Source organism: Acinetobacter defluvii, assembly GCF_001704615.3.
Classification (GTDB): domain Bacteria; phylum Pseudomonadota; class Gammaproteobacteria; order Pseudomonadales; family Moraxellaceae; genus Acinetobacter; species Acinetobacter defluvii.
The window spans coordinates 3302621-3325429 of sequence record NZ_CP029397.2; the positions used below are offsets into that span (position 1 = coordinate 3302621).

Annotated in this window: 17 protein-coding genes, 2 tRNA genes and 3 rRNA genes; 10 read left to right on the forward strand and 12 right to left on the reverse strand. The window is 40.3% G+C overall.

The window, feature by feature from the left end:
- Nucleotides 1-160 precede the first annotated feature (160 nt).
- Nucleotides 161-1465 carry a solute carrier family 23 protein gene (locus tag DJ533_RS18300; RefSeq protein WP_065994559.1) on the forward strand — a complete coding sequence of 435 codons (1305 nt, stop codon included), beginning with the start codon at nt 161-163 and terminating at the stop codon, nt 1463-1465.
- 40 nt (nt 1466-1505) lie between these two features.
- Here the strand turns inward: DJ533_RS18300 and DJ533_RS19120 are convergent, their stop codons facing one another.
- The 3 genes from DJ533_RS19120 to DJ533_RS18310 form a co-directional block, all read right to left on the reverse strand.
- A complete protein-coding gene (locus tag DJ533_RS19120) occupies nt 1506-1718 on the reverse strand; it encodes a hypothetical protein (RefSeq protein WP_323809365.1) in 213 nt (70 codons plus the stop codon).
- An 8-nt stretch (nt 1719-1726) separates the two neighbouring features.
- Nucleotides 1727-2119, reverse strand: coding sequence for a hypothetical protein (locus DJ533_RS19125; protein ID WP_323809366.1), 393 nt, complete (start codon nt 2117-2119; stop codon nt 1727-1729).
- 262 nt (nt 2120-2381) lie between these two features.
- On the reverse strand, nt 2382-3518 hold the full coding sequence (locus DJ533_RS18310) for a TDT family transporter (RefSeq protein WP_065994560.1): 1137 nt from the start codon (nt 3516-3518) through the stop codon (nt 2382-2384).
- Nucleotides 3519-3725: 207 nt separating this feature from the next.
- On the opposite strand from DJ533_RS18310, the gene ribF reads away from it, so the two are divergent.
- From ribF to DJ533_RS18340, 6 genes are all read left to right on the forward strand, one after another.
- Nucleotides 3726-4727, forward strand: coding sequence for a riboflavin biosynthesis protein RibF (ribF, locus tag DJ533_RS18315; protein ID WP_065994561.1), 1002 nt, complete (start codon nt 3726-3728; stop codon nt 4725-4727).
- 61 nt (nt 4728-4788) lie between these two features.
- Nucleotides 4789-7632, forward strand: a complete 2844-nt coding sequence (gene ileS / locus DJ533_RS18320) for an isoleucine--tRNA ligase (protein ID WP_065994562.1) — start codon at nt 4789-4791, stop codon at nt 7630-7632.
- Nucleotides 7625-8161 (forward strand): signal peptidase II, encoded by a 537-nt coding sequence (lspA, locus tag DJ533_RS18325; protein ID WP_065994563.1) that lies wholly within the window; start codon nt 7625-7627, stop codon nt 8159-8161. The genes ileS and lspA overlap by 8 nt, the downstream gene beginning before the upstream one ends.
- Nucleotides 8158-8643 carry an FKBP-type peptidyl-prolyl cis-trans isomerase gene (locus DJ533_RS18330; protein WP_065994564.1) on the forward strand — a complete coding sequence of 162 codons (486 nt, stop codon included), beginning with the start codon at nt 8158-8160 and terminating at the stop codon, nt 8641-8643. Before lspA ends, DJ533_RS18330 begins: the two co-directional genes overlap by 4 nt.
- A gap of 163 nt (nt 8644-8806) precedes the next feature.
- Entirely contained in the window at nt 8807-9349 is a 543-nt protein-coding gene (locus DJ533_RS18335; protein WP_065994565.1) for an NADPH-dependent FMN reductase, read from the forward strand.
- 389 nt (nt 9350-9738) lie between these two features.
- Nucleotides 9739-10239: a lytic transglycosylase domain-containing protein gene (locus DJ533_RS18340; protein WP_065994570.1), complete on the forward strand. Its 501-nt coding sequence runs from the start codon at nt 9739-9741 to the stop codon at nt 10237-10239.
- Nucleotides 10240-10290: 51 nt separating this feature from the next.
- On the opposite strand, the gene DJ533_RS18345 is transcribed toward DJ533_RS18340, so the two are convergent.
- From DJ533_RS18345 to DJ533_RS18375, 7 genes are all read right to left on the reverse strand, one after another.
- On the reverse strand, nt 10291-11640 hold the full coding sequence (locus DJ533_RS18345; protein WP_065994566.1) for an MFS transporter: 1350 nt from the start codon (nt 11638-11640) through the stop codon (nt 10291-10293).
- Between the two features lie 424 nt (nt 11641-12064).
- Nucleotides 12065-12179: ribosomal RNA gene (gene rrf, locus DJ533_RS18350) — 5S ribosomal RNA — on the reverse strand.
- Between the two features lie 180 nt (nt 12180-12359).
- Nucleotides 12360-15252 (reverse strand): 23S ribosomal RNA (locus DJ533_RS18355).
- A 392-nt stretch (nt 15253-15644) separates the two neighbouring features.
- A tRNA-Ala gene (locus DJ533_RS18360) sits at nt 15645-15720 on the reverse strand.
- A 73-nt stretch (nt 15721-15793) separates the two neighbouring features.
- A tRNA-Ile gene (locus tag DJ533_RS18365) sits at nt 15794-15870 on the reverse strand.
- Between the two features lie 59 nt (nt 15871-15929).
- A 16S ribosomal RNA gene (locus tag DJ533_RS18370) occupies nt 15930-17468 on the reverse strand.
- Together the 16S, 23S and 5S rRNA genes with 2 tRNA genes alongside form the textbook arrangement of a ribosomal RNA operon.
- A gap of 435 nt (nt 17469-17903) precedes the next feature.
- Nucleotides 17904-18467, reverse strand: coding sequence for a peptidylprolyl isomerase (locus DJ533_RS18375; RefSeq protein ID WP_065995175.1), 564 nt, complete (start codon nt 18465-18467; stop codon nt 17904-17906).
- A gap of 113 nt (nt 18468-18580) precedes the next feature.
- Between DJ533_RS18375 and DJ533_RS18380 the strand changes: the two genes are divergently transcribed.
- A complete protein-coding gene (locus tag DJ533_RS18380; RefSeq protein ID WP_065995176.1) occupies nt 18581-19240 on the forward strand; it encodes an acetoacetate decarboxylase family protein in 660 nt (219 codons plus the stop codon).
- A gap of 47 nt (nt 19241-19287) precedes the next feature.
- On the opposite strand, the gene DJ533_RS18385 is transcribed toward DJ533_RS18380, so the two are convergent.
- A complete protein-coding gene (locus DJ533_RS18385; protein ID WP_065995177.1) occupies nt 19288-20358 on the reverse strand; it encodes an alpha/beta hydrolase in 1071 nt (356 codons plus the stop codon).
- Between the two features lie 204 nt (nt 20359-20562).
- Here DJ533_RS18385 and DJ533_RS18390 point away from each other — a divergent pair, with 204 nt between their 5' ends.
- Nucleotides 20563-21060, forward strand: coding sequence for a hypothetical protein (locus tag DJ533_RS18390; RefSeq protein WP_065995178.1), 498 nt, complete (start codon nt 20563-20565; stop codon nt 21058-21060).
- Between the two features lie 114 nt (nt 21061-21174).
- Here DJ533_RS18390 and DJ533_RS18395 read toward each other — a convergent pair whose 3' ends face one another.
- The gene (locus DJ533_RS18395) at nt 21175-21438 is read right to left on the reverse strand and encodes a hypothetical protein (RefSeq protein ID WP_065995179.1); all 264 of its coding nucleotides are present in this window, start codon (nt 21436-21438) and stop codon (nt 21175-21177) included.
- A gap of 789 nt (nt 21439-22227) precedes the next feature.
- Here DJ533_RS18395 and grpE point away from each other — a divergent pair.
- Nucleotides 22228-22764: a nucleotide exchange factor GrpE gene (grpE, locus tag DJ533_RS18400; protein ID WP_065995180.1), complete on the forward strand. Its 537-nt coding sequence runs from the start codon at nt 22228-22230 to the stop codon at nt 22762-22764.
- Nucleotides 22765-22809 lie beyond the last annotated feature (45 nt).

Here is a 22809-nt window from a genome sequence, read left to right on the forward strand (position 1 = left end):
TACTTTAAATTCTTTTTACTTAATGGTTTCTATTTTTTACCAAACGGTATATTTTTAAATATTTATGAGCAAATCCAAATCTTTAGTTTGACTAAAAATATTAAAACTCCGAAGCAGAAAGAGTATGATGTGCACAATTTGATTTTTGAGCGCTCATTTTATGTCCAATTGGTTTCCCAAATGGCGTCCTTATACTGGCAGCATTGATGCTCGTCCTGTCGGCACCAATGAATATTTGCCACCTGCCCAAAGTGTTGTCTTAGGTATTCAACATGCGTTTGCCATGTTTGGTGCAACCGTACTTGCACCTTTTTTAATGGGCTTTGATCCGAATCTTGCGATTTTAATGTCAGGGATTTGTACCATCTTGTTCTTTATCATGACGGGTGGACGAGTTCCAAGTTATTTAGGCTCTAGCTTTGCTTTTATCGGTGTTGTCATCGCAGCAACAGGTTATGCAGCATCAGGTACTGGTGCACCCAATGTAAATATTGCACATGCTGCGGGTGGAATCATGGCATGTGGTATTTTATATGCGATTTTCGGCTTTATTGTCATGGCAACAGGCACCAAATGGATCGAAAAACTCATGCCACCAGTAGTCACAGGTGCAGTGGTCATGATTATCGGTTTAAATCTGGCACCCGTCACTGTGAAAGGCGTTGCAGGCAATAACTTTAATATGTGGATGGCTTTGGTGACTGTGCTGTGCATGGGTTCAATCGCAGTATTTACCAAAGGTTTATTACAACGTCTATTGCTTTTGGTGGGTTTATTATCTGCATATTTGATCTATTTTATCGTTGCCAATGTCATGGGCAATGGTACGCCGATTAACTTTACACCGATTCAACAAGCGGCTTGGTTTGGTATGCCAACCTTCCATTCGCCAGTTTTTGATGTCAATGCGATGTTGATTATTGCACCGATTGCTTTAATTCTCGTTGCTGAAAACTTAGGGCATATCAAAGCTGTAAGCGCAATGACAGGTGAAAATCTTGATCCACATATTGGTAAAGCTTTCGTTGCTGATGGTATTGCAACCACGCTTTCTGGGGGTGTTGGTGCACCAGGGATGACAACCTATGGTGAAAATATTGGTGTGATGGCAGTCACCCGTGTGTACTCAACCATTGTTTTCGTGATCGCAGGTATTTTTGCCATTTTCTTAGGTTTTTCTCCGAAGTTTGGAGCGATTATTCATACCATTCCAACGGCAATTTTGACTGGTGCTTCAATTGTGGTCTTTGGTTTAATTACCATTGCGGGTGCGAAAATCTGGATCGAAAACAAAGTTGATTTTTCTAAAAATAAAAACTTGATGGTTGCTGCTGTAACGATCATTTTAGGTACTGGTGACTTTGCCCTTCAGTTTGGTGATTTTAATTTAGGTGGGATTGGTACTGCTACTTTTGCTGCATTGATCTTGAACTGGTTCTTTAGTTTAAAAGATAAATCAGAATAATAAATTAAGTCTATTTTTGAGCAGTCGAAAGACTGCTTTTTTATTTTAAATGAATATAAATCCAAGCATAAATCTCTCTCAATCGATCAAGCGAAATCGTATTCACATCGTTTGGATTTTCTAATTCTTCAAGCAGATATTGAAACATTAACGTGTGTTCAGGATAGTTTTGCATCGCCTGTGCCAATGTCTCATTTAAATTTAGTGGCCAAGTTTCTATTTCACTCCACGTCAAAGGAACTAAGCGAATCATCCTCTTAATTAATGATTTTTTAAATTAATACGTTCTTGTAAAGTTTGATCATGTATCTCAAGCGCATTGAAATCACCTTGTATATCCTGATCATACCCTTGGTTAATTGCCTGAACCACATTACGATCAATTTGAATATCCTTAAGATGTATTGATAAGTCTTCGCCATCAATAAAATGACAAAAGAATTTAATCCATGCTCCCCAACGCTTCTGATTTTTTGGGTCTAAAACATCGTCTAAAAAACCAATGTCTACATCAATCTTAGAAAACATTGGAGATAAACTCATAATATATGACTGAATATCTGATATTTTCATTTCTAAATCATCGGCTTGATAATGAAAGACCACACATAAATTGAGATCAGATGTTCCAACAACCGCTGTACCTTGAGCCACACTTCCGTATACATATAGGCTATGAAGTTCTATCGGAAATTTAGTCCGAAAAATGTGGATGACTTGATTTAAAATTGTTGAAAAGGCAGATTTAATGACTATCGAGTTGGCCATATAGGCTTAGAAATGAAAATTTATCAGAATATGATTTATAGCAAATTCTGTACACTTAAAGCAAAGCCACAGGACTTCATTCAGTGTGGCTTTGTTCAACAGCTATAAGCTCATGCATGACTAGATTTATATTTACTGTTCACGTAATTTAAACCTGTTCTCTCTCCAACAAAGCCTTTAAACATGGAGAAAAGAATAAATTCCCTTGATACATGCCTTTCACGGTTTTCGCCATCACCATCACCCAAAGTAACATCAAGATTGCTGCAAATGCCAAACCTACATCGACAATAAAATTGACATGGATTTGATGACCTAAATTCAACACGGCTAAAGTGAATACACCCAATGGGAATGTTAAGCCCCACCAACCGAGGTTAAATGGTAAATCAGTTGCAGCATGTTTCAATGTCGTTAAAATCGCAATGGCAAACCACCATATCCCAAAACCAAGTAAGATAAAGCTTACCACGATGCCTACATGTTGGAAGAACACACCCAGTTGCTGCATCTGAATAAAGGCTAAAACTTGTGGCGCTTGTGCACCCAAAACCAACAATGCCAAAGCCCCTGTACCAATTGGTCCTAAAGCCAACCAACCTGTAATTGCCAATTCTTTACTTGGCAATTGGTGCAAAGCCAAACGCAACATCAAAATGCTCAAAACTCCAAAAGCAGGTAAAACAGACATGCCCCACAACACATAGCTTACAAATAAAATACCAACCGCTTCCTGTCCCGCAGGTAAATATGCCAACAATAAACCGCCTGAAGTTGCTGCAACCTCACATGCCACAATTGGTAGTAACCACATCGCAGTCATGGTCTGTAATTCATGCTTTTGCTGACTGAACATGAAAAATGGCACGATGATTCCAATCAATACAGCCAAGATCGCATCGAGATACCATAAGTTTTGTGAAATCTGCACCGCAACATCACCATAAAGCGCAATGCCATATTTTAAAAAGCCATTGATGACTGTCGCAAGCCCCATCGGAATTGCACCTAAAAACAGTGCCATACTTGAATGAGAAAAAATCTGCCGTGCTTCATGAGGATAAATCAACCAACGCAAAAGATAGAGCACACTAAATGCACAAAATAACAGCGTATTGAATTGCCATAAACCTGTACCCACTGCCCAAAACAACGCATGCGCAAAAGGAAATTCAGATATGATCAAAGCAACCACACCTGTACCCATAGTCATAGTGAACCAATTCGGGGTAAACTGACGAATCACATCCCGACTTTGTTTTAGTTGATAAAGTGGCTTTTGCATGGCTTTTTTCTCATTTCAACAGATAAATTGATGATACGAGCAACCACTAATAAATAAAATTGATTTATTTTTATAAAATTCATCAGATTTATTGATATAAAATAATATTTGACCATAATTTTTCTGGATAAAAACACAACAACAAAGACGAAACTGTGAGAATATGGCAATATATATCCTTTCAAATTTTAAGCTTATCTTGAAATCATGCAGCTGTTACGTCTAAATGCCTTAGCACCGAATTTTCAATTGCCGCCGACCTCAGTGACGATCGGCAATTTTGATGGTGTCCATTTGGGACATCAAGCGATGGTTTCTCAACTAAAAGATGTTGCCAAAACACAAAACTTAAAAACGTTGGTGATGATCTTTGAGCCACAGCCTTTAGAATTCTTTAAAGGTTATGAAGCTCCACCTCGCATTACGTCACTTAGAGAAAAAGTAGAATATTTGACTGAGCTGGGCGTGGACTATATTGCGATTGCCAAATTTGATAATCAGTTCCGCAGTTTAAGCGCCGAACATTTTGCAGACTTACTCAAATATAAACTGAATGCGCACACTCTTGTTTTAGGTGATGATTTTCATTTTGGTAAAGATCGTCAGGGCAATAGCGCATTTTTAAAACAATATGGCTTTGAAGTCACCGATTTACATACTGTTGAGTTAGAAGGTGAACGAGTCAGTTCGACCCGTATCCGCCAAGTGTTGCAGTCAGGTAATTTAAGCCTTGCAGCCAAGCTTTTAGGACGTCCTTATAGCATGATTGGTCGTGTACAATATGGCGACCAAATTGGACGAACGTTAAATTTCCCAACGATTAATGTGCGTATGGGTCGTCATCGTCCATGTCTGAATGGCATTTATGCAGTTGATGTGGTCTGTGAAAGTATTCCCTTGACAGAAAAGGTCAAAACAGACCATCCGCAAAAATTGGGCGTTCAGGGTTACCAAAAGCAAGCCTTATTTGGTGCAGGTCATGTCGGTACACGTCCTGCAATTAAACAAGAACATCCTGAATGGCGATTAGAGGTACATTTCCCCGATGTTTCTGCTAATCTGTATGGTCTGTTGATGCGGGTAACTTTTCTTGACTATTTACATGGTGAGTTAAATTACCCCTCGCTTGAAGCACTTCAAGCAGGAATTGATGATGATGTAGTGAAACTGCTTGAGTTTCGCAAAAACACCCCCAATTTTCCTTTTTAAACTAGATTTTTATTGTAAAACGCGTCAGTAATGGTGCTGATAATATTGGATGAAAACTTGCATGAGCGATAAGCAAACTCCTGAAAATGCTGTGGATTATAAAGCCACACTAAACCTCCCAGGTACTGAATTTGCAATGAAAGCAAATCTTGCAGTACGTGAAGCTAAATGGTTAGAAGAGTGGTATGCCGACAACATTTATCAGCAGATTCGTGCATCGCGTATTGGTAAGAAAAAATATGTGCTCCATGATGGTCCTCCCTATGCAAATGGTTCTTTACATTTAGGTCATGTGGTCAATAAAGTTCTGAAAGATATTATTGTCAAAAGCCGTACTTTAGATGGTTTAGATGCCCCTTATGTACCGGGTTGGGACTGCCACGGTCTGCCAATCGAACTTAAAGTCGAAGAAAAAGTCGGTAAAGTGGGTGTAAAAGTCGATGCGTCTACTTTCCGTAAAGCATGCCGTGAATATGCTTACACGCAAGTCGAATTACAGAAAAAAGACTTCATTCGTATGGGCGTATTGGGGGATTGGGATAATCCATACCTCACCATGAACTTCAAACAAGAAGCAGATATTGTTCGTGCTTTGGGTGAGATTGCTAAAGCTGGTCATATCGAACCGGGTCTTAAACCAGTGAACTGGTGTATGGATTGTGGCTCTTCATTGGCTGAAGCTGAAGTTGAATACGAAGATAAAAAATCAGATGCGATTGATGTCGGTTTCGGTGTAGTAAATCTCGCCGATTTATCTAAAAAGTTAGGTGTGACTGTAAACAATCCAACTGACATTGTGATCTGGACAACCACGCCTTGGACGCTTCCTGCCAACCAAGCGGTCGCATTACATGCTGAAATTGAATATCAATTGGTTGAAGTTCAGTCTGAACGTGGTACACAAAACTTGATCTTGGCCAAAGATTTGGTTGAATCTGCTTGTGAACGTTATAAACTTGAAAATCCAAAAGTTTTAGCTGATTTCGTTGGCGCAAAACTAGAAAATCTACAATTACAACACCCCCTCCTTACAGATCGCCAAGTGCCTGTGATTTTGGGTGAGCACGTGATTGCGACCAGTGGTACAGGTGCAGTACATACAGCACCAGGTCATGGTGTGGACGATTATAAAGTTGGCTTACAATACAACTTAACTGTAGACAACCCTGTGGGTGGAAATGGTGTATATCTACCCACTGCACCGATTTTTGCGGGTGAGCACATCTACAAAGCCAACCCACAAATTATTGAAGCATTAAACAATGCTGGAAAATTATGGGCACATGTTGCGATTACACATAGCTATCCACACTGCTGGCGTCATAAAACACCGATTATTTTCCGTGCTACACCGCAATGGTTCATCAGCATGGATGCCAATGGTCTACGCCAAGATGCGTTAAATGCGATTGAAAATGAGATCGGCTTTGTCCCTGACTGGGGTAAAAACCGTATCAAATCGATGATTGAAGGTCGTCCAGACTGGTGTATTTCACGTCAACGTACTTGGGGTGTACCAATCCCATTCTTTGTACATAAAGACACCAATGAGCTTCACCCACGTACCCCTGAACTGATCGAAGAAGTTGCAAAACTGATTGAAAAAGAAGGGATCGATGGTTGGTATAACCGTGAAGCAAAAGAATTTATCGGTGATGATGCTGAGCAATATAATGCTGTGCGAGATACCTTAGACGTATGGTTCGACTCAGGTACAACCCATTATGCAGTGTTACGTCAACGTGAAGAACTCACTGATCCAGCTGATTTATATCTTGAAGGTTCAGATCAACATCGTGGTTGGTTCCAATCTTCATTGTTGACTTCAATTGCGATCAATAAGCGTGCACCATATAAAGCTTTACTGACTCATGGTTTTACTGTCGATGAGAAAGGTCGCAAGTTATCTAAATCATTAGGAAACTTCATCCCGCTTGAAGATATTGTCAAGCAATTGGGTGCGGATGGTTTACGTTTATACGTAGCATCAAGTGACTATCGCTATGAAATTGCGGCAAGTAAAGAAATCTTCAACCGTGTCAGCGATAGTTATCGCCGTATCCGTAATACTTTACGCTTCTTATTGGCGAACCTAAATGGTTTCAAACCATCAACAGATGCACTTCCTGTAGATCAATTGATCGCGCTTGATCAATACATCTTACAACGTGCAGCTGAGGTACAAAAAACCATTCAACAAGCCTATGAAGATATGAACTTCCATCTTGTGAGCAATGCTTTAACCAGTTTCTGTATCAATGACCTAGGTGGTTTCTACTTAGACATCATCAAAGACCGTCAGTACACCACCAAAGCAGATTCACAAGCACGCCGTTCTGCACAGACTGCGTTATATCATTTGGTACAAGCCTTTGTGCGTTGGATGTCACCAATCCTGAGCTTTACTGCACAAGAAGCGTGGCCATTGATTCCAGAACAATCTGAAAAATATGTGTTTACAGCCGAATGGTACGATATTCCAGTGTCAGCAACTGCGAACTTAGTTTCAGAAGCAGATTGGCAAACTCTGATCGCAGTAAAATCGGCAGTGAACAAACAAATCGAAGCGGCACGTAATGCTAAATTAATCGGTTCAAACCTGTCGGCAAAAGTTGAAATTTGGGCTACACCTGACCTCAAAGCAGTACTTGATCAATTCGCTGATGAATTACGTTTTGTCTTGATCACATCGACTGTGATTGTGAAAGATTTCGATGCTGCACAAGGCGAAGTGACTGATTTGGAAGGTTTACGTGTTCAAGTCGCTGCTGCTGAAGGTGAAAAATGTGCACGTTGTTGGCATGTTCTTCCTGATGTAAATACACATTCAGAACATCCAGGTCTTTGTTCGCGTTGTATTATTAACCTTCCTACAGGTCAAGGCGAAGAGAGAAAATATGCCTAATCCACACAATAAAAAGGGCTTATTCCAGTTTTATACACATAACTTGATGTGGCTTGGACTTTCTGTGCTTGCCATCATCATTGACCAGTGGACTAAGCATATTGCAAGTACACATCTGACTTATGCAGATCCTGTCCCTGTATTGCCCTTTTTAAATTGGACATTGCTGCATAACTATGGTGCAGCCTTTAGCTTTTTATCTGATGCGGGTGGATGGCAACACTATTTATTTACAGGGCTTGCTGGCATCGTTTCAATTATCTTTATTTTTTGGCTGTTACGCATGCCAAAAACAGTGCTAATTTTACCGATGGCGATTGCACTGATTTTAGGTGGAGCGATTGGTAATTTGATTGATCGCGTCAGCCTAGGTTATGTAGTTGACTTTATTCATGTGTTTTACCAAAACCATCACTTCCCTGCATTTAATATTGCAGACAGTGCGATTACGCTAGGCACTATTTTATTGTTAATTGATACCTTCTTTTTAGAAAAGCAGCGTATTCAACGTGTGGAAAATGCAAAATGACTGAAGAAATAATTAATCCCAATGAAGAAACCCGTATTGCGGATGGTTCAAAGGTAGATCTGCATTTTTCCGTTGCCATTGAAAATGGTGTGGAAATTGACAATACTCGTAGTCGTGAAGAGCCTGTGAGCTTAGTCATCGGAGATGGCAGTTTATTGCCTGGTTTTGAAAAAGCTTTATTGGGATTGCGTGCAGGTGACCGTCGTACAGTGAGTCTTCCGCCAGAAGATGCTTTCGGTCCGTGGAACCCTGAAAATGTGCAAAAATTTGATACGGTGAAATTTGAACAACGTCCTGTTGAAGGGCATATGATCGAATTTGAAGACAAAGCCAAACAAAGTTTATTTGGTGTAGTGAAAACTGTAGGTGAAGATATCACTGAGGTTGATTTTAACCATCCATTGGCAGGTAAAAATATTACTTTTGAAGTAGAAATTTTCAAAGTTACCCCTGCAGGTCAGCAAGGCGTAAAATTGATGTAATTTTTCATCAAGTCTGCTCCTCAAATACATTGAAAAGCTCCTGATGGAGCTTTTTATTTTTCTAAACACAACTATAAAAATAATGGAAAATATACAAAACCGCTCTATGCAAAAAGCTCACATCACTTTAATTTAATAGGACATAAAAAACAAAGGCTTAATTATGAAAATCTATATCGTTGTTGGCAGTGTACGTGAAGGACGCACAGCAATTAAAATTGCACGTTGGGCTGAAAAAACTATTAAAAACTTTGATTACAGCACGGTTCAAACTGAAATTGTGGATTTAAAAGAATGGGATTTACCATTTTTTGCAGGTGCGCATCCGCCACTTTCAGGTATTTATGACCAACCCAAGCAACAACAATGGGCAGATAAAATCGCACAAGCCAATGCCTTTATTTTTATTAGTCCTGAATATAATCATGGCTATAGCCCAGTCTTAAAAAATGCATTGGATTATATTGGTAAAGAATGGCGCGCTAAACCTGCAGCATATATCAGTTATGGTTCAACCAATGGCTCTCGGTCAATCGACCAAATTCGTCAAGTATGTACACAATTAGGAATGATCGATAGCAATGCGATCATCGAAATTCGCGATATTTCCAAACGTTGTCAAGCAGAGGAGTTTGAGAGCAATGAATTTGATGAAAAAGCATTAAAAGCTAGCTTTGATAAATTAATTCAATATAGTAATGTTTAATTGTACGTAAAAACGTACAAAAGATGCAGTGATTGACGCATTTTCAAGTCAAGGGAATTATTCTATTCTAAAAACATAGGGAACAGGAAGTTTCCAGAACATAAAACAAAAATAATCAAGTTCTCGCATCAGGACGTGAGGTAAGACAGGAGTTATACCTAAACAACCGATACAAAACAGCTCAATCAGGATGATTGGGCTGTTTTTTATTGTCTCTTACATTCTTTTGCAAAACTTAAGGTATTCAACATTGACTCCTACCACAACGCTACCTAACATCATTTTATAAATATTTTCATATTGGTCGTATTTTGTTGATTCCTCGTTATTTTCCGAACATGTTTAAAAGTTTATTAGGCTCTTATTTAAGTACATTAAAAGTTGCGCTGATGGTCAGTACTGTCGTGGTAACAGGTTGTTCCACACTTGGGGGTGGTTCTATTGAGAAACGGTCAGCCAAACTAGCGCAAGGTATTCAAAAAGCATATTCGGTAGAAAGTAATACTGCAGCCCGTATTGCCCCTATGATTGTGCAAAATGCAGAACAATATCATGTAGACCCTTTGCTTTTAGCTGCGATGATCCGCCAAGAGTCGAGTTATCGTAGTTATGTTATTTCACCTGCGGGTGCAGTTGGACTGACACAAGTCATTCCACGCTATTGGCAACAAAGCTGTCAGGGTGATTTATTTGATGAAAATACTAATATTCAGTGTGGTACATATATTTTAGCCCAATATAATCAATCTGCAGGCAGTTGGAAAAAAGCATTGGCTTATTATAACGTTGGACCGACAGGGTATCAGTCTAGTTGGAAAATGAAACGTCAAGGAAAAAAATATGCAAGAGAAGTAAAAAAGCATCGTAGTCAGCTAAAAGACGTATTATAAATTAGGTAAAAAGCCTTGGCATTTAACCAAGGCTTTTAGCGACAATTTTAATTAATTCGTGGAAATTGCTGCTGCTTTTACTTCAATTTTACTTTCAACTTTTTTGATGCGAATAAATGAAATTGCAATCGCAGCAATAATACCTGGAACTGCAACAGCAATAAAGTTCCATTTATGAGGTAATTCTAAACCAAGTAAATAGCCAATTAAAATTGGTCCTACAATCGCTCCAGTACGTCCAATTGCTGATGCCCAACCAATCCCAGTAGAACGCACAGCAACAGGGTAATATTGTGCAACATAGCTATATAACAAAATACTGCTACCAATAGATGATGCACCAGCTAAGCTAACCAATAGATAGATCACAGGTTGTGGCGAGTTAAAACCAAGCCCAACCAACGAGAAAACACCCACGATAAGCATACCAATCAATACAGGTTTAAAATCAAAACGATCTGCTAAAACACCACCACCCACAGTTCCAATAACCGCACCAATATTCAATGCCATTAAGAACATTAAACTACTGCCCAATGAATACCCTGCTGCCATCATCAGTTTCGGCAACCAACTGCCTAATGCATAAAGCATGAGTAAGCACATAAAAAAAGTGACCCAGAATAACAAGGTACCCACAACACGATTTTCAGTGAATAAAGCTTTAACAGATGCGTTTTGGGTTTGATCATCACTTGATAAAACCAATTGCGTATTGGCTGTTACTTGTGCTGTAGGTTCCACTTGCTTTAAGAAATGACGGGCTTGATCCATTTTTTGAGCTTTCACCAAGAAAGTTAAAGACTCGGGTAAAAACTTCCAAAATAAAGGCACAAAAAGTAGTGGAATGCCAGCAATATAAAACATAATTTGCCAACCATAGTCCGCTGCAAACCATGAACCACACAGTGCTGCCATAATACCACCTACGGCATAACCACTAAACATCGTGGTCACTAAGGTACTTTTTAAACGTTGCGGTGCATATTCTGCCGTTAAAGCCACTAAATTAGGTAATACCCCACCAATCCCTAAACCCGCAATAAAACGTAAAATACCAAACTCAGTGGGATTAGAGGCAAATCCTCCAATAAAAGTAAAAAAACTAAATAATGAAACACAGATTAAAATAACTTTTTTACGTCCAATTTTATCTGCAAGCATTCCAAATGACATTGCACCAAACATCATCCCTGCAAGTGCTGTGCTTGCCAGCATACCTGCTTGCACCGCAGTCATGCCCCACTCTTTCATCAGCAAGGGTAAAACCACCCCATTAATTGCTAAATCATAGCCATCAAATAAGACGATAAATAAACACCAAAGAATAATATTGACATGGAATGATTTAAACTTCGCATGATCCACTACAGCATTTACATTCATTGTTTGCGCTGTCATTTTACTCACCTCCAATTGTGAGACTTCTATTTCAACATACAATGAATGGCTGTTCATTTTTTGTCTAAAACCTTATCAGCATAAATATATACCTTAAGAGTATAGAAATTAATTTTTGGTATAAAATGCCACCTATTATTGATATAAAATATCAGCTAGCTCTAGATTTTGTTAAAAAAGAGTAAGTTTATAAATATATAAAACAATAAATAACAACAACTTAAATATTTTAATGTGTTTTATTAGACTTTAGTTAGCTTGCAAAATAAAAATACGGAAATAATTAACAGATCTTTAGTCTAATATTCAACAATTTTCTATTTTTTCTACTTAATTAGCACTTGCTTTATTATTTCCTTGCCCTATTCTTTTATCCCCATAAAAAACACCCTCTGTCTTCTGACAGAGGGTGTTTGAATTTAAAAGCTGGCGATGACTTACTCTCACATGGGTAACCCCACACTACCATCAGCGCAAAGAGGTTTCACTTCTGAGTTCGGGAAGGGATCAGGTGGTTCACTCTTGCTATTGTCGCCAGCAAACTGCTTATGATTAATCACTTGGTCTTAATTACGATGCTTTGTGCTTCGATGTGCCTAGCTTTGGTCAAATGAGTTATTAACAGAAATTTATTTGAGTTGGATATTTTAACTAGCTTTTTCACTAAATCAAGTATTTTGCATTGAATTTATCGAAACATACAACTGTTTGGGTGTTGTATAGTCAAGCCTCACGAGCAATTAGTATTGGTCAGCTTCATACGTCGCCGTACTTCCACATCCAACCTATCAACGTCCTAGTCTTGAACGGCTCTTTAGGAGGCATAAAGCCTCGGGGAAATCTTATCTTGAGGTAGGCTTCCCGCTTAGATGCTTTCAGCGGTTATCCCTTCCGAACATAGCTACCCGGCGATGCGACTGGCGTCACAACCGGTACACCAGAGGTTCGTCCACTCTGGTCCTCTCGTACTAGGAGCAGATCCTCTCAAATTTCCAGCGCCCACGGTAGATAGGGACCGAACTGTCTCACGACGTTCTAAACCCAGCTCGCGTACCTCTTTAAATGGCGAACAGCCATACCCTTGGGACCTGCTTCAGCCCCAGGATGAGATGAGCCGACATCGAGGTGCCAAACACCGCCGTCGATATGAACTCTTGGGCGGTATCAGCCTGTTATCCCCAGAGTACCTTTTATCCGTTGAGCGATGGCCCTTCCATACAGAACCACCGGATCACTAAGACCTACTTTCGTACCTGCTCGACTTGTGGGTCTCGCAGTTAAGCGCGCTTTTGCCTTTATACTCTACGCGTGATTTCCGACCACGCTGAGCGCACCTTCGTACTCCTCCGTTACTCTTTAGGAGGAGACCGCCCCAGTCAAACTACCCACCAGACATGGTCCTCGTCCCGGATAACGGGACAGAGTTAGAACCTCAATATTACCAGGGTGGTATTTCAAGATTGGCTCCACCGAAACTAGCGTCTCGGTTTCAAAGCCTCCCACCTATCCTACACAAGTAAGATCAAAGTTCAATGTCAAGCTGCAGTAAAGGTTCACGGGGTCTTTCCGTCTAGCCGCGGGTACACCGCATCTTCACGGCGAATTCGATTTCACTGAGTCTCTGCTGGAGACAGCGCCCCCATCATTATGCCATTCGTGCAGGTCGGAACTTACCCGACAAGGAATTTCGCTACCTTAGGACCGTTATAGTTACGGCCGCCGTTTACTGGGGCTTCGATCAAGAGCTTCGCTTACGCTAACCCCATCAATTAACCTTCCAGCACCGGGCAGGCATCACACCCTATACGTCCACTTTCGTGTTTGCAGAGTGCTATGTTTTTAATAAACAGTTGCAGGGGCCTAGTTTCTGTGGCTGCCAGCAGCTCAAGAAGCAAGTTCTATCACCACCGGCAGCGTACCTTCTCCCGAAGTTACGGTACCATTTTGCCTAGTTCCTTCAGCAGAGTTCTCTCAAGCGCTTTGGTCTACTCGACCTGACCACCTGTGTCGGTTTCGGGTACGATTCCTGTGTAACTGAAGCTTAGAGACTTTTCTTGGAAGTATGGTATCAGCCACTTTACTGTACAAGTACAGCTTGCTATCAGTTCTCAGCATAGAGTACCCCGGATTTGCCTAAGATACATGCCTACAACCTTTCACCTGGACAACCAACGCCAGGCTGACTTAACCTTCTCCGTCCTCTCATCGCATTACACAGAAGTATTGGAATATTAACCAATTTCCCATCGACTACGCCTCTCGGCCTCGCCTTAGGGGTCGACTCACCCAGCCCCGATTAACGTTGGACTGGAACCCTTGGTCTTTCAGCGAACGGGTTTTTCACCCGTTTTGTCGTTACTCACGTCAGCATTCGCACTTCTGATACCTCCAGCAGACTTCTCAATCCACCTTCATCGGCTTACAGAACGCTCCCCTACCACGTATACATAGTATACATCCGCAGCTTCGGTACTATATTTTAGCCCCGTTACATCTTCCGCGCAGGCCGACTCGACTAGTGAGCTATTACGCTTTCTTTAAAGGGTGGCTGCTTCTAAGCCAACCTCCTAGCTGTCTATGCCTTCCCACATCGTTTCCCACTTAATATAGATTTTGGGACCTTAGCTGGCGGTCTGGATTGTTTTCCTCTTGACTACGGACGTTAGCACCCGCAGTCTGTCTCCCGGATAGTACTCATTGGTATTCGGAGTTTGCATCGGTTTGGTAAGTCGGGATGACCCCCTAGCCGAAACAGTGCTCTACCCCCAATGGTATTCGTCCGAGGCGCTACCTAAATAGCTTTCGGGGAGAACCAGCTATCACCGAGTTTGATTAGCCTTTCACCCCTATCCACAAGTCATCCCCTGGCTTTTCAACGACAGTGGGTTCGGTCCTCCAGTTAGTGTTACCCAACCTTCAACCTGCTCATGGATAGATCACCCGGTTTCGGGTCTATACCCAGCAACTATGCGCCCTATTAAGACTCGATTTCTCTACGGCTCCCCTATTCGGTTAACCTTGCTACTGAATATAAGTCGCTGACCCATTATACAAAAGGTACGCAGTCACCGAACAAGTCGGCTCCCACTGCTTGTATGCATGCGGTTTCAGGATCTATTTCACTCCCCTCACAGGGGTTCTTTTCGCCTTTCCCTCACGGTACTGGTTCACTATCGGTCAGTCAGGAGTATTTAGCCTTGGAGGATGGTCCCCCCATATTCAGACAAGGTTTCACGTGCCTCGCCCTACTCGTCATCATTATATGTGCCCTTTCGTGTACGGGACTATCACCCTCTACGGTTGCACTTCCCAGAGCATTCCGCTAAAACACATATAACTTAATGGGCTGATCCCCGTTCGCTCGCCGCTACTGAGGGAATCTCAATTGATTTCTTTTCCTAAGGGTACTGAGATGTTTCACTTCCCCTCGTTCGCCTCGCATGACTATGTATTCATCATGCGATACCTACCTTATGGTAAGTGGGTTTCCCCATTCAGAAATCTCCGGATCACAGGATATTTGCCGCCTCCCCGAAGCTTATCGCAGGCTATTACGTCTTTCATCGCCTCTGACTGCCAAGGCATCCACCACATGCACTTAATTACTTGACTATACAACCCCAAACAGTCGTTAATCCCTACAAGTAGGATTAAGACAATTTAATAAATATTCATATTTATCAAACCTACAGTTTGTTGTCTGTGCACTTAAGCACTGTACAGCTTCAATCTAAATTCATATACCAAAACGCTTGATTCAGTTTTATCGCTAGTAACTCAATTTCTTTCAAACATTCAAACATGTCACTTGCGTGTCATATTCTTATGTTTAATTGAAACGAGTATGAACAATTTATTTCAACTCAAATATATTCTGTTAATGATTAACTACTGCCTCGTCAGCACGTAGTAAACTGTGATAAATCACAGAAATTAATCAATTCAATTTTCATCAAATTCATTAATTTCTATAATCTATTTTAGCTCGTACTCTTGAAAGTACTTGGTGGAGACTAGGAGAGTCGAACTCCTGACCTCCTGCGTGCAAAGCAGGCGCTCTACCAACTAAGCTAAGTCCCCAGCTTAAGACCAATATATCTAATTTCCTGCATTCAATACTTAAACTCTCATTCAAATATTTTGTTAGTCAGAATGGTGGGTCTGACAAGACTTGAACTTGTGACCCCACGCTTATCAAGCGTGTGCTCTAACCAACTGAGCTACAGACCCTCAGATACATCAATGAAGAACAACTTGTTGTGGATTCTTACCAATCGTCAATCTTTCGTTAAGGAGGTGATCCAGCCGCAGGTTCCCCTACGGCTACCTTGTTACGACTTCACCCCAGTCGTCGACCACACCGTGGTAAGCGTCCTCCTTGCGGTTAGACTACCTACTTCTGGTGCAATAAACTCCCATGGTGTGACGGGCGGTGTGTACAAGGCCCGGGAACGTATTCACCGCGGCATTCTGATCCGCGATTACTAGCGATTCCGACTTCATGGAGTCGAGTTGCAGACTCCAATCCGGACTACGATCGGCTTTTTGAGATTAGCATCCTATCGCTAGGTAGCAACCCTTTGTACCGACCATTGTAGCACGTGTGTAGCCCTGGTCGTAAGGGCCATGATGACTTGACGTCGTCCCCGCCTTCCTCCAGTTTGTCACTGGCAGTATCCTTAAAGTTCCCATCCGAAATGCTGGCAAGTAAGGAAAAGGGTTGCGCTCGTTGCGGGACTTAACCCAACATCTCACGACACGAGCTGACGACAGCCATGCAGCACCTGTATGTAGATTCCCGAAGGCACCAATCCATCTCTGGAAAGTTTCTACTATGTCAAGACCAGGTAAGGTTCTTCGCGTTGCATCGAATTAAACCACATGCTCCACCGCTTGTGCGGGCCCCCGTCAATTCATTTGAGTTTTAGTCTTGCGACCGTACTCCCCAGGCGGTCTACTTATCGCGTTAGCTGCGCCACTAAAGCCTCAAAGGCCCCAACGGCTAGTAGACATCGTTTACGGCATGGACTACCAGGGTATCTAATCCTGTTTGCTCCCCATGCTTTCGTACCTCAGCGTCAGTATTAGGCCAGATGGCTGCCTTCGCCATCGGTATTCCTCCAGATCTCTACGCATTTCACCGCTACACCTGGAATTCTACCATCCTCTCCCATACTCTAGCTTCCCAGTATCGAATGCAATTCCCAAGTTAAGCTCGGGGATTTCACATCCGACTTAAAAAGCCGCCTACGTACGCTTTACGCCCAGTAAATCCGATTAACGCTCGCACCCTCTGTATTACCGCGGCTGCTGGCACAGAGTTAGCCGGTGCTTATTCTGCGAGTAACGTCCACTCTCTATAGGTATTATCTATAGGAGCCTCCTCCTCGCTTAAAGTGCTTTACAACCATAAGGCCTTCTTCACACACGCGGCATGGCTGGATCAGGGTTCCCCCCATTGTCCAATATTCCCCACTGCTGCCTCCCGTAGGAGTCTGGGCCGTGTCTCAGTCCCAGTGTGGCGGATCATCCTCTCAGACCCGCTACAGATCGTCGCCTTGGTAGGCCTTTACCCCACCAACTAGCTAATCCGACTTAGGCTCATCTATTAGCGAAAGGTCACAAGTGATCCCCTCCTTTCCCCCGTAGGGCGTATGCGGTATTAGCGTCCCTTTCGGAACGTTGTCCCCCACTAATAGGCAGATTCCTAAGTATTACTCACCCGTCCGCCGCTAGGTCAGTTACCGAAGTAACTCACCCCGCTCGACTTGCATGTGTTAAGCCTGCCGCCAGCGTTCAATCTGAGCCATGATCAAACTCTTCAGTTAAAATCATTTGTGCCTTTATTATAGAATAAGACACCAATTCTGGCTCATCAATTTTCTGACAAATTCTCTCAAATAAACTTCGAGTAATTTAAACCAATCAATCAATGATAATATTTCGATCAATCAACCAGTAAAAATCCACACAAGTTGTTCTTCATATACTCTTAATGAGTTATTTACCACCTCGTCAGTGATAAATAAAACGCAATAAACTTTTAACAACTTAACCCGTTAAGCTAAGTTCGTTTGCTGTATCGCGTTGGGATGAGCTCATTATAGGGCAATTTCTTACATACGCAAGTGCTTTTAACTGATTGTTTTATTGAGTGTCTTTTTTTTATGCACCAATATGATGCATTTTTACACCATTTTAAACATAAGCTTTTAATTATAAAGCAGAAATATGAATAAAATATTTCTGCTTTATTTTTAGATTTATTTTTTTGCAGTATTTACTTTGGTTTGAATACTAATAATTTTTACCGTTTGTGTAGGTACATTTTGGTATGGACCAACATTTTGAGTTGGTACATTCACGATTTTATCTACAATATTCATTCCTTGTATAACTTTCCCAAATACCGCATAACCCGGATTTCCTGTAGCTTTATTTAGAAAGTCATTATTAGCAACATTGATAAAGAATTGACTGGTTGCTGAGTTTGGATCATTGGTTCTTGCCATCGCCAATGTACCTCTTGTATTTTTTAACCCATTGCTTGCTTCGTTTTTAATAGCCGCTTGTGTTGGCTTTTCTTGCATATTGCTATTAAAGCCACCGCCTTGAATCATAAAGCCCGGAATTACACGGTGAAAAATTGTTCCATTATAAAATTGACTATTAACATAGTTTTTAAAATTTTTTACTGAAATCGGTGCTTGTTGATCATATAGGTCAATTTCAATATCGCCCTGATTCGTTTTAATTTGCATTTGCGTATTTGCAAAAAGCTGACTAGATGCTGCTAGAAGTAAAACAGATAGACAGAGTTTTTTCATTACATATATTCCTGATTTAGACGTAGGCTTTTCATTCATAGAAACTTATATTAGTGTAGTATTTATAAATAAAAAATTAACATTTATTAATAGAATAGTAAGGGATAATTAACATGGAAAATGCAAAACACACTGCAGTACCTTGGCATTTAAATGGCGAAGGCTTTATTCTCAATTATTGGATTAGCCCCCAATTTACCCACCAATATTCAACAATGGGAATTCTACCCACAGCGATTGGACGTTTAGTACAAGTGATATTGGTTCGTTATCATCACTCCCCTGTTGGCTCTTATGATGAATTATTGGTTTTGGATCACCCGCTTAAAAATATAAATCACTTATCTACTATTCCTAAGATTTATGTTTCTAGCCAACGCTCCATAGATGAAGGACGTCATCACTGGGGAATTCCAAAAGAACTGGCTCAATTTGAATGGCGGCGTCATCATCATCAATTATTTTGTTATATTTCTCATCAAGACCAAGAGCTTTCCTTACATCTTAAATTTTCTAAAAATAATTTCTCTCGTGCAATTTCTTCAAAATTTATACCTGATACATTGTTGAATATTCGACAATACCATGATCATGTTCAATATGATTTTCAACCCCAGTTTTGTGGAACTTTAGGGTTTATTTCTCACGCACACTGGAAGAATACCCACGATATTTTCCCAGACTTTTCAAAAGCATGCTTTTTAAAAGGCATATATATGCCAAACTTTGAACTTATTTTTCCAGAAGCGATCAAGAAATATCGAGTAAAGTAAGCTTTGGTTTCACGTGAAACCAAAGCTTACTGGTAATATTTACATCATTATTTATATTTATCCCAAAACTTTCTGAAATCCTTGCTCATATCAATCACATTTCTTTTTGCCTTACGTGAAATCGGCGTTAAATTAATAAAACCATGGGTTTGATCTTCATAATCATGATAATGAACTTTCACATTATTTTGACGTAGTTTGTAAGCATAAATCTTACCTTCATCATGCAATACGTCATGCCCTGCGGTAATAATATATGCAGGTGCTAATTTCTTTAAGTTCCCATAAGTCGGTGAAATAATTGTAGCGTCTAAAGGTACATTAAATTTTGTGGCATAAAATTCAGTGACATGATCAATGTCAGAATTTGTTAAAACTAGACCATCTTTATATGCAAAGAATGAAGGATGACGACTTTTAAAATCGACTACTGGATAAATTAAAAACTGTACTTCAGGTGCATAAGGTTTATTGACCGTGCGTTGCGCTAGAACGGCACAAATATTCCCGCCAGCACTATCCCCTGCAATGCCAATACGATTTTTTAAAATTTTAAATTGACGTCGATTTTGATACACCCATGCCAATGCATCTTCACAGGATTGGATGAGGTCATAAGGTCCAACTTCAGGTGCTAACGGATATTCAATACTCAGTACTTGTACTTTGGCGTGTGTTGCAATGAGTCGACACACTTCGTCATGGGTATCTACACTACCAACCACAAAGCCCCCTCCATGATAAAAAACCAACAGAGGTAGTTTTTTACTTGGTGCAGGATGATAATGGCGAGCATAAATGCTGCCGCTTTGTAAAGGCAAACGAATATCTTCTACAAATTGAACTGAAGTCGGTCTATTCAAGATAGATTGCATTTGCATTTCAAATTGTTTACGTGAATATTCAACATCTGCGCCAATAAAACCAATTTTTCCTTGCTTGATTTGGGCAGCCATCATGCATTTGGTAAAACTATCTAATTGTGGATATTGATAAGGATAACCTAATAACTTTACCAATGATTCTTGTGCAAATTTTGGTAAACGATCCAAAGAACGTGCTGCAGGACCTTGTGCCTTTTCTATTAATTCTTGGATGTTGTTGTTAAAAGCGACCATAGTTCGTCCTTCTGTTTACTTGATTCTTCATATTTTCTACACGATCAGACTTCAGCTGACTATATTCGTATATAAGTCTAGCAATGTATATACAAATATAAAACTTAGATACGCTAATCTGACTTTATAGCGCTTGTCATTCGCTTTTCCGCTTGAAATCTAAATTTTTATGCTATTTGTATTTATTCAATGAAGGAGACAGTCATGACCATAAAGACGATGATTGTATTTATAACCACTGCAATATTGACTGTCGGTTGTGTCGCTTTTCCTGAAGATGGCGTATATCGTCAAGGCGGTTATTATAGTGGTGGTTATGGTGGCTATAATAGTGGTTATGATCGCCGCTACGAACGTAATAATGAGCGCAATCGTTGGGAAAGAGAACGTGCATATCGTTTACAACAAGCACGACTAGAGCAACAACGCCGTCAACAACAAATTGATCGTGATCGTCGCCAACGTGATTGGCAACATCGTGCAAAACAAGAGCATTTAGATCGTCAACGTAGAGAACGTGAACAAAGCCGTTTACAACAAATCCAAAGACATACTTGGCAGCAGCGTCAACAACAAGGCTCTATTTTTCAAAATCGTATGAAACCTTGGGAGTCTAAAAGTCGTAATTGGGAGCGTCATGAACAACGCAGAGACAATGACAAAAAACGTGATCGTCGTCGTGATGAAAACCAAAAAGATTAAAATAAATGCACCGCTATTTTCAAAACTAAAAACCTGAGCGCACTCAGGTTTTTTATTTGTATCCTATAAACCACAACGGCATCCAAACTGTTGTTTATAGGATGTTTAGCGATATTATTGTACCGCAGGTTGTTCTACAACATCTGCTTCTGGATTGACTTGCGCAGGTGCGGATTGTTGTAATGTCGGATCAGCTTGTACTGCTACCCCTGTTTGAGATGAATGATCTACACTAGCAGCTTGCGCAGAACTATCTGTTTGTGGTGCTTGTTGGGTTGCAGCCGTTTCAGGCGTGCTAGTCGATTCTGTTGAGGTACATCCAACGGCAGCCAAAGATACACCTGCCAATAATAGTGAAATTAAACCTAAATTTTTCATTAAAAATACTTCCTTTCTAAGACACTATAAACGTCACAAAGAGTCTGATTCTTTGTGCTGCCTATGATTCCCGATATTTCCCTGCTTTGCGTGTGTTCTTGGTTAGAGTTTTAAGCTGATCCAGTAACAGGTTGTAGATGTTTTATTAATTTTTAAATTAGTTCAAATACAGTAGAAAAAATCTAAACAATTTGCTGTTTTATAATCAATATTTTTGAGATTTTCATGTGAAATTAGCGATGGTTTGAAGATTTTCAGTTAAATATCGCAATACAAAACACGATTTACCTTACATTGTAAAATTTATGATTTAGGCAAAAAAAAGCGTATCCAAGAGGGTTGGATACGCATCGAAAAAGTATTTTCTAAACAATTACAGGATTAACTACGCAACAAAGCATACTGCTTCGATAGCCAAAATAAAAAGATTTTATTTTAATGGAATGATTGTTTTTATATATAAATGCCAAATACTACATCCTCACTCATATTTCTATAATTCTGTTTGATTTTTATCATTCATTTTCTATTTAGAAACTAGGCTTAGATGCAATTTAAATCCCAAAAAAAGTGCTTTCATCTCATAATTTCTTAAAATATTTTATGAAATTGTAAAAAAATGCGAAATAACAGCAAATAATCACACGCATCGCTTGAATTTTTTGCTGATGCCCACATTTCTTGAGTATTAAGAGATTAAACACTCATGGCAGTTCAACTGAACACAGTGAACACTGATGCCGAAAAGGACTGTACATGTTTAAAAACCCATTTAAACGGAGTAAATCAATGGCGACTGAGCAAAACCAAGACGCTCAAGATCTTCAACAAGAGCAAGCGGAACAGCAAACTCAAGCTGAAAACGAGCAAGCTGAAGTTTCAGTTGAAGATTTACAAGCGCAAATCACCAATTTAGAAGAAAACTTAAAGCTTGAAAAAGCCCGTACTGCCAATGCAGTGTACGAAGCACAAAAAAGCGTAGAACGCATTCAACGTGAGTCTGAAAAGCATAAAGACACAGTACTTGAAAAGTTTGCAAAAGAGTTATTAGAGTCGGTGGATAACCTTGAGCGTGCTATTCAAGCGGCAGGTGAAGACAATGCTGTGGTTGAAGGTGTAAAACTTACCCTTAAGTCCCTTCTAACGACACTAGAAAAATTCGGTGTGGTCGAAGCAGATACCACTCAAGGTTTCAATGCAGATTTACATCAAGCGGTGGGTATAGATCCAAATGCCAAAGCCAATGAAATTGGTAATGTCTTGCAAAAAGGTTACACCCTAAATGGTCGTTTGCTCCGCCCTGCAATGGTTATGGTCGGTCAATAAGGTCGACAATATTTGAGCTTTTTAAAATATTTTCTGAAAAATAAC

What these genes read in the sequence shown, in the direction of transcription:
- DJ533_RS18300 (WP_065994559.1), top strand. Translation starts at nt 161, where the DNA reads ATGTCCAATTGGTTTCCCAAATGGCGTCCTTATACTGGCAGCATTGAT.
- DJ533_RS19120 (WP_323809365.1), bottom strand. Translation starts at nt 1,718, where the DNA reads ATGATTCGCTTAGTTCCTTTGACGTGGAGTGAAATAGAAACTTGGCCA.
- DJ533_RS18310 (WP_065994560.1), bottom strand. Translation starts at nt 3,518, where the DNA reads ATGCAAAAGCCACTTTATCAACTAAAACAAAGTCGGGATGTGATTCGT.
- ribF (WP_065994561.1), top strand. Translation starts at nt 3,726, where the DNA reads ATGCAGCTGTTACGTCTAAATGCCTTAGCACCGAATTTTCAATTGCCG.
- ileS (WP_065994562.1), top strand. Translation starts at nt 4,789, where the DNA reads ATGAGCGATAAGCAAACTCCTGAAAATGCTGTGGATTATAAAGCCACA.
- lspA (WP_065994563.1), top strand. Translation starts at nt 7,625, where the DNA reads ATGCCTAATCCACACAATAAAAAGGGCTTATTCCAGTTTTATACACAT.
- DJ533_RS18330 (WP_065994564.1), top strand. Translation starts at nt 8,158, where the DNA reads ATGACTGAAGAAATAATTAATCCCAATGAAGAAACCCGTATTGCGGAT.
- DJ533_RS18335 (WP_065994565.1), top strand. Translation starts at nt 8,807, where the DNA reads ATGAAAATCTATATCGTTGTTGGCAGTGTACGTGAAGGACGCACAGCA.
- DJ533_RS18340 (WP_065994570.1), top strand. Translation starts at nt 9,739, where the DNA reads ATGGTCAGTACTGTCGTGGTAACAGGTTGTTCCACACTTGGGGGTGGT.
- DJ533_RS18345 (WP_065994566.1), bottom strand. Translation starts at nt 11,640, where the DNA reads ATGACAGCGCAAACAATGAATGTAAATGCTGTAGTGGATCATGCGAAG.
- DJ533_RS18375 (WP_065995175.1), bottom strand. Translation starts at nt 18,467, where the DNA reads ATGAAAAAACTCTGTCTATCTGTTTTACTTCTAGCAGCATCTAGTCAG.
- DJ533_RS18380 (WP_065995176.1), top strand. Translation starts at nt 18,581, where the DNA reads ATGGAAAATGCAAAACACACTGCAGTACCTTGGCATTTAAATGGCGAA.
- DJ533_RS18385 (WP_065995177.1), bottom strand. Translation starts at nt 20,358, where the DNA reads ATGGTCGCTTTTAACAACAACATCCAAGAATTAATAGAAAAGGCACAA.
- DJ533_RS18390 (WP_065995178.1), top strand. Translation starts at nt 20,563, where the DNA reads ATGACCATAAAGACGATGATTGTATTTATAACCACTGCAATATTGACT.
- DJ533_RS18395 (WP_065995179.1), bottom strand. Translation starts at nt 21,438, where the DNA reads ATGAAAAATTTAGGTTTAATTTCACTATTATTGGCAGGTGTATCTTTG.
- grpE (WP_065995180.1), top strand. Translation starts at nt 22,228, where the DNA reads ATGGCGACTGAGCAAAACCAAGACGCTCAAGATCTTCAACAAGAGCAA.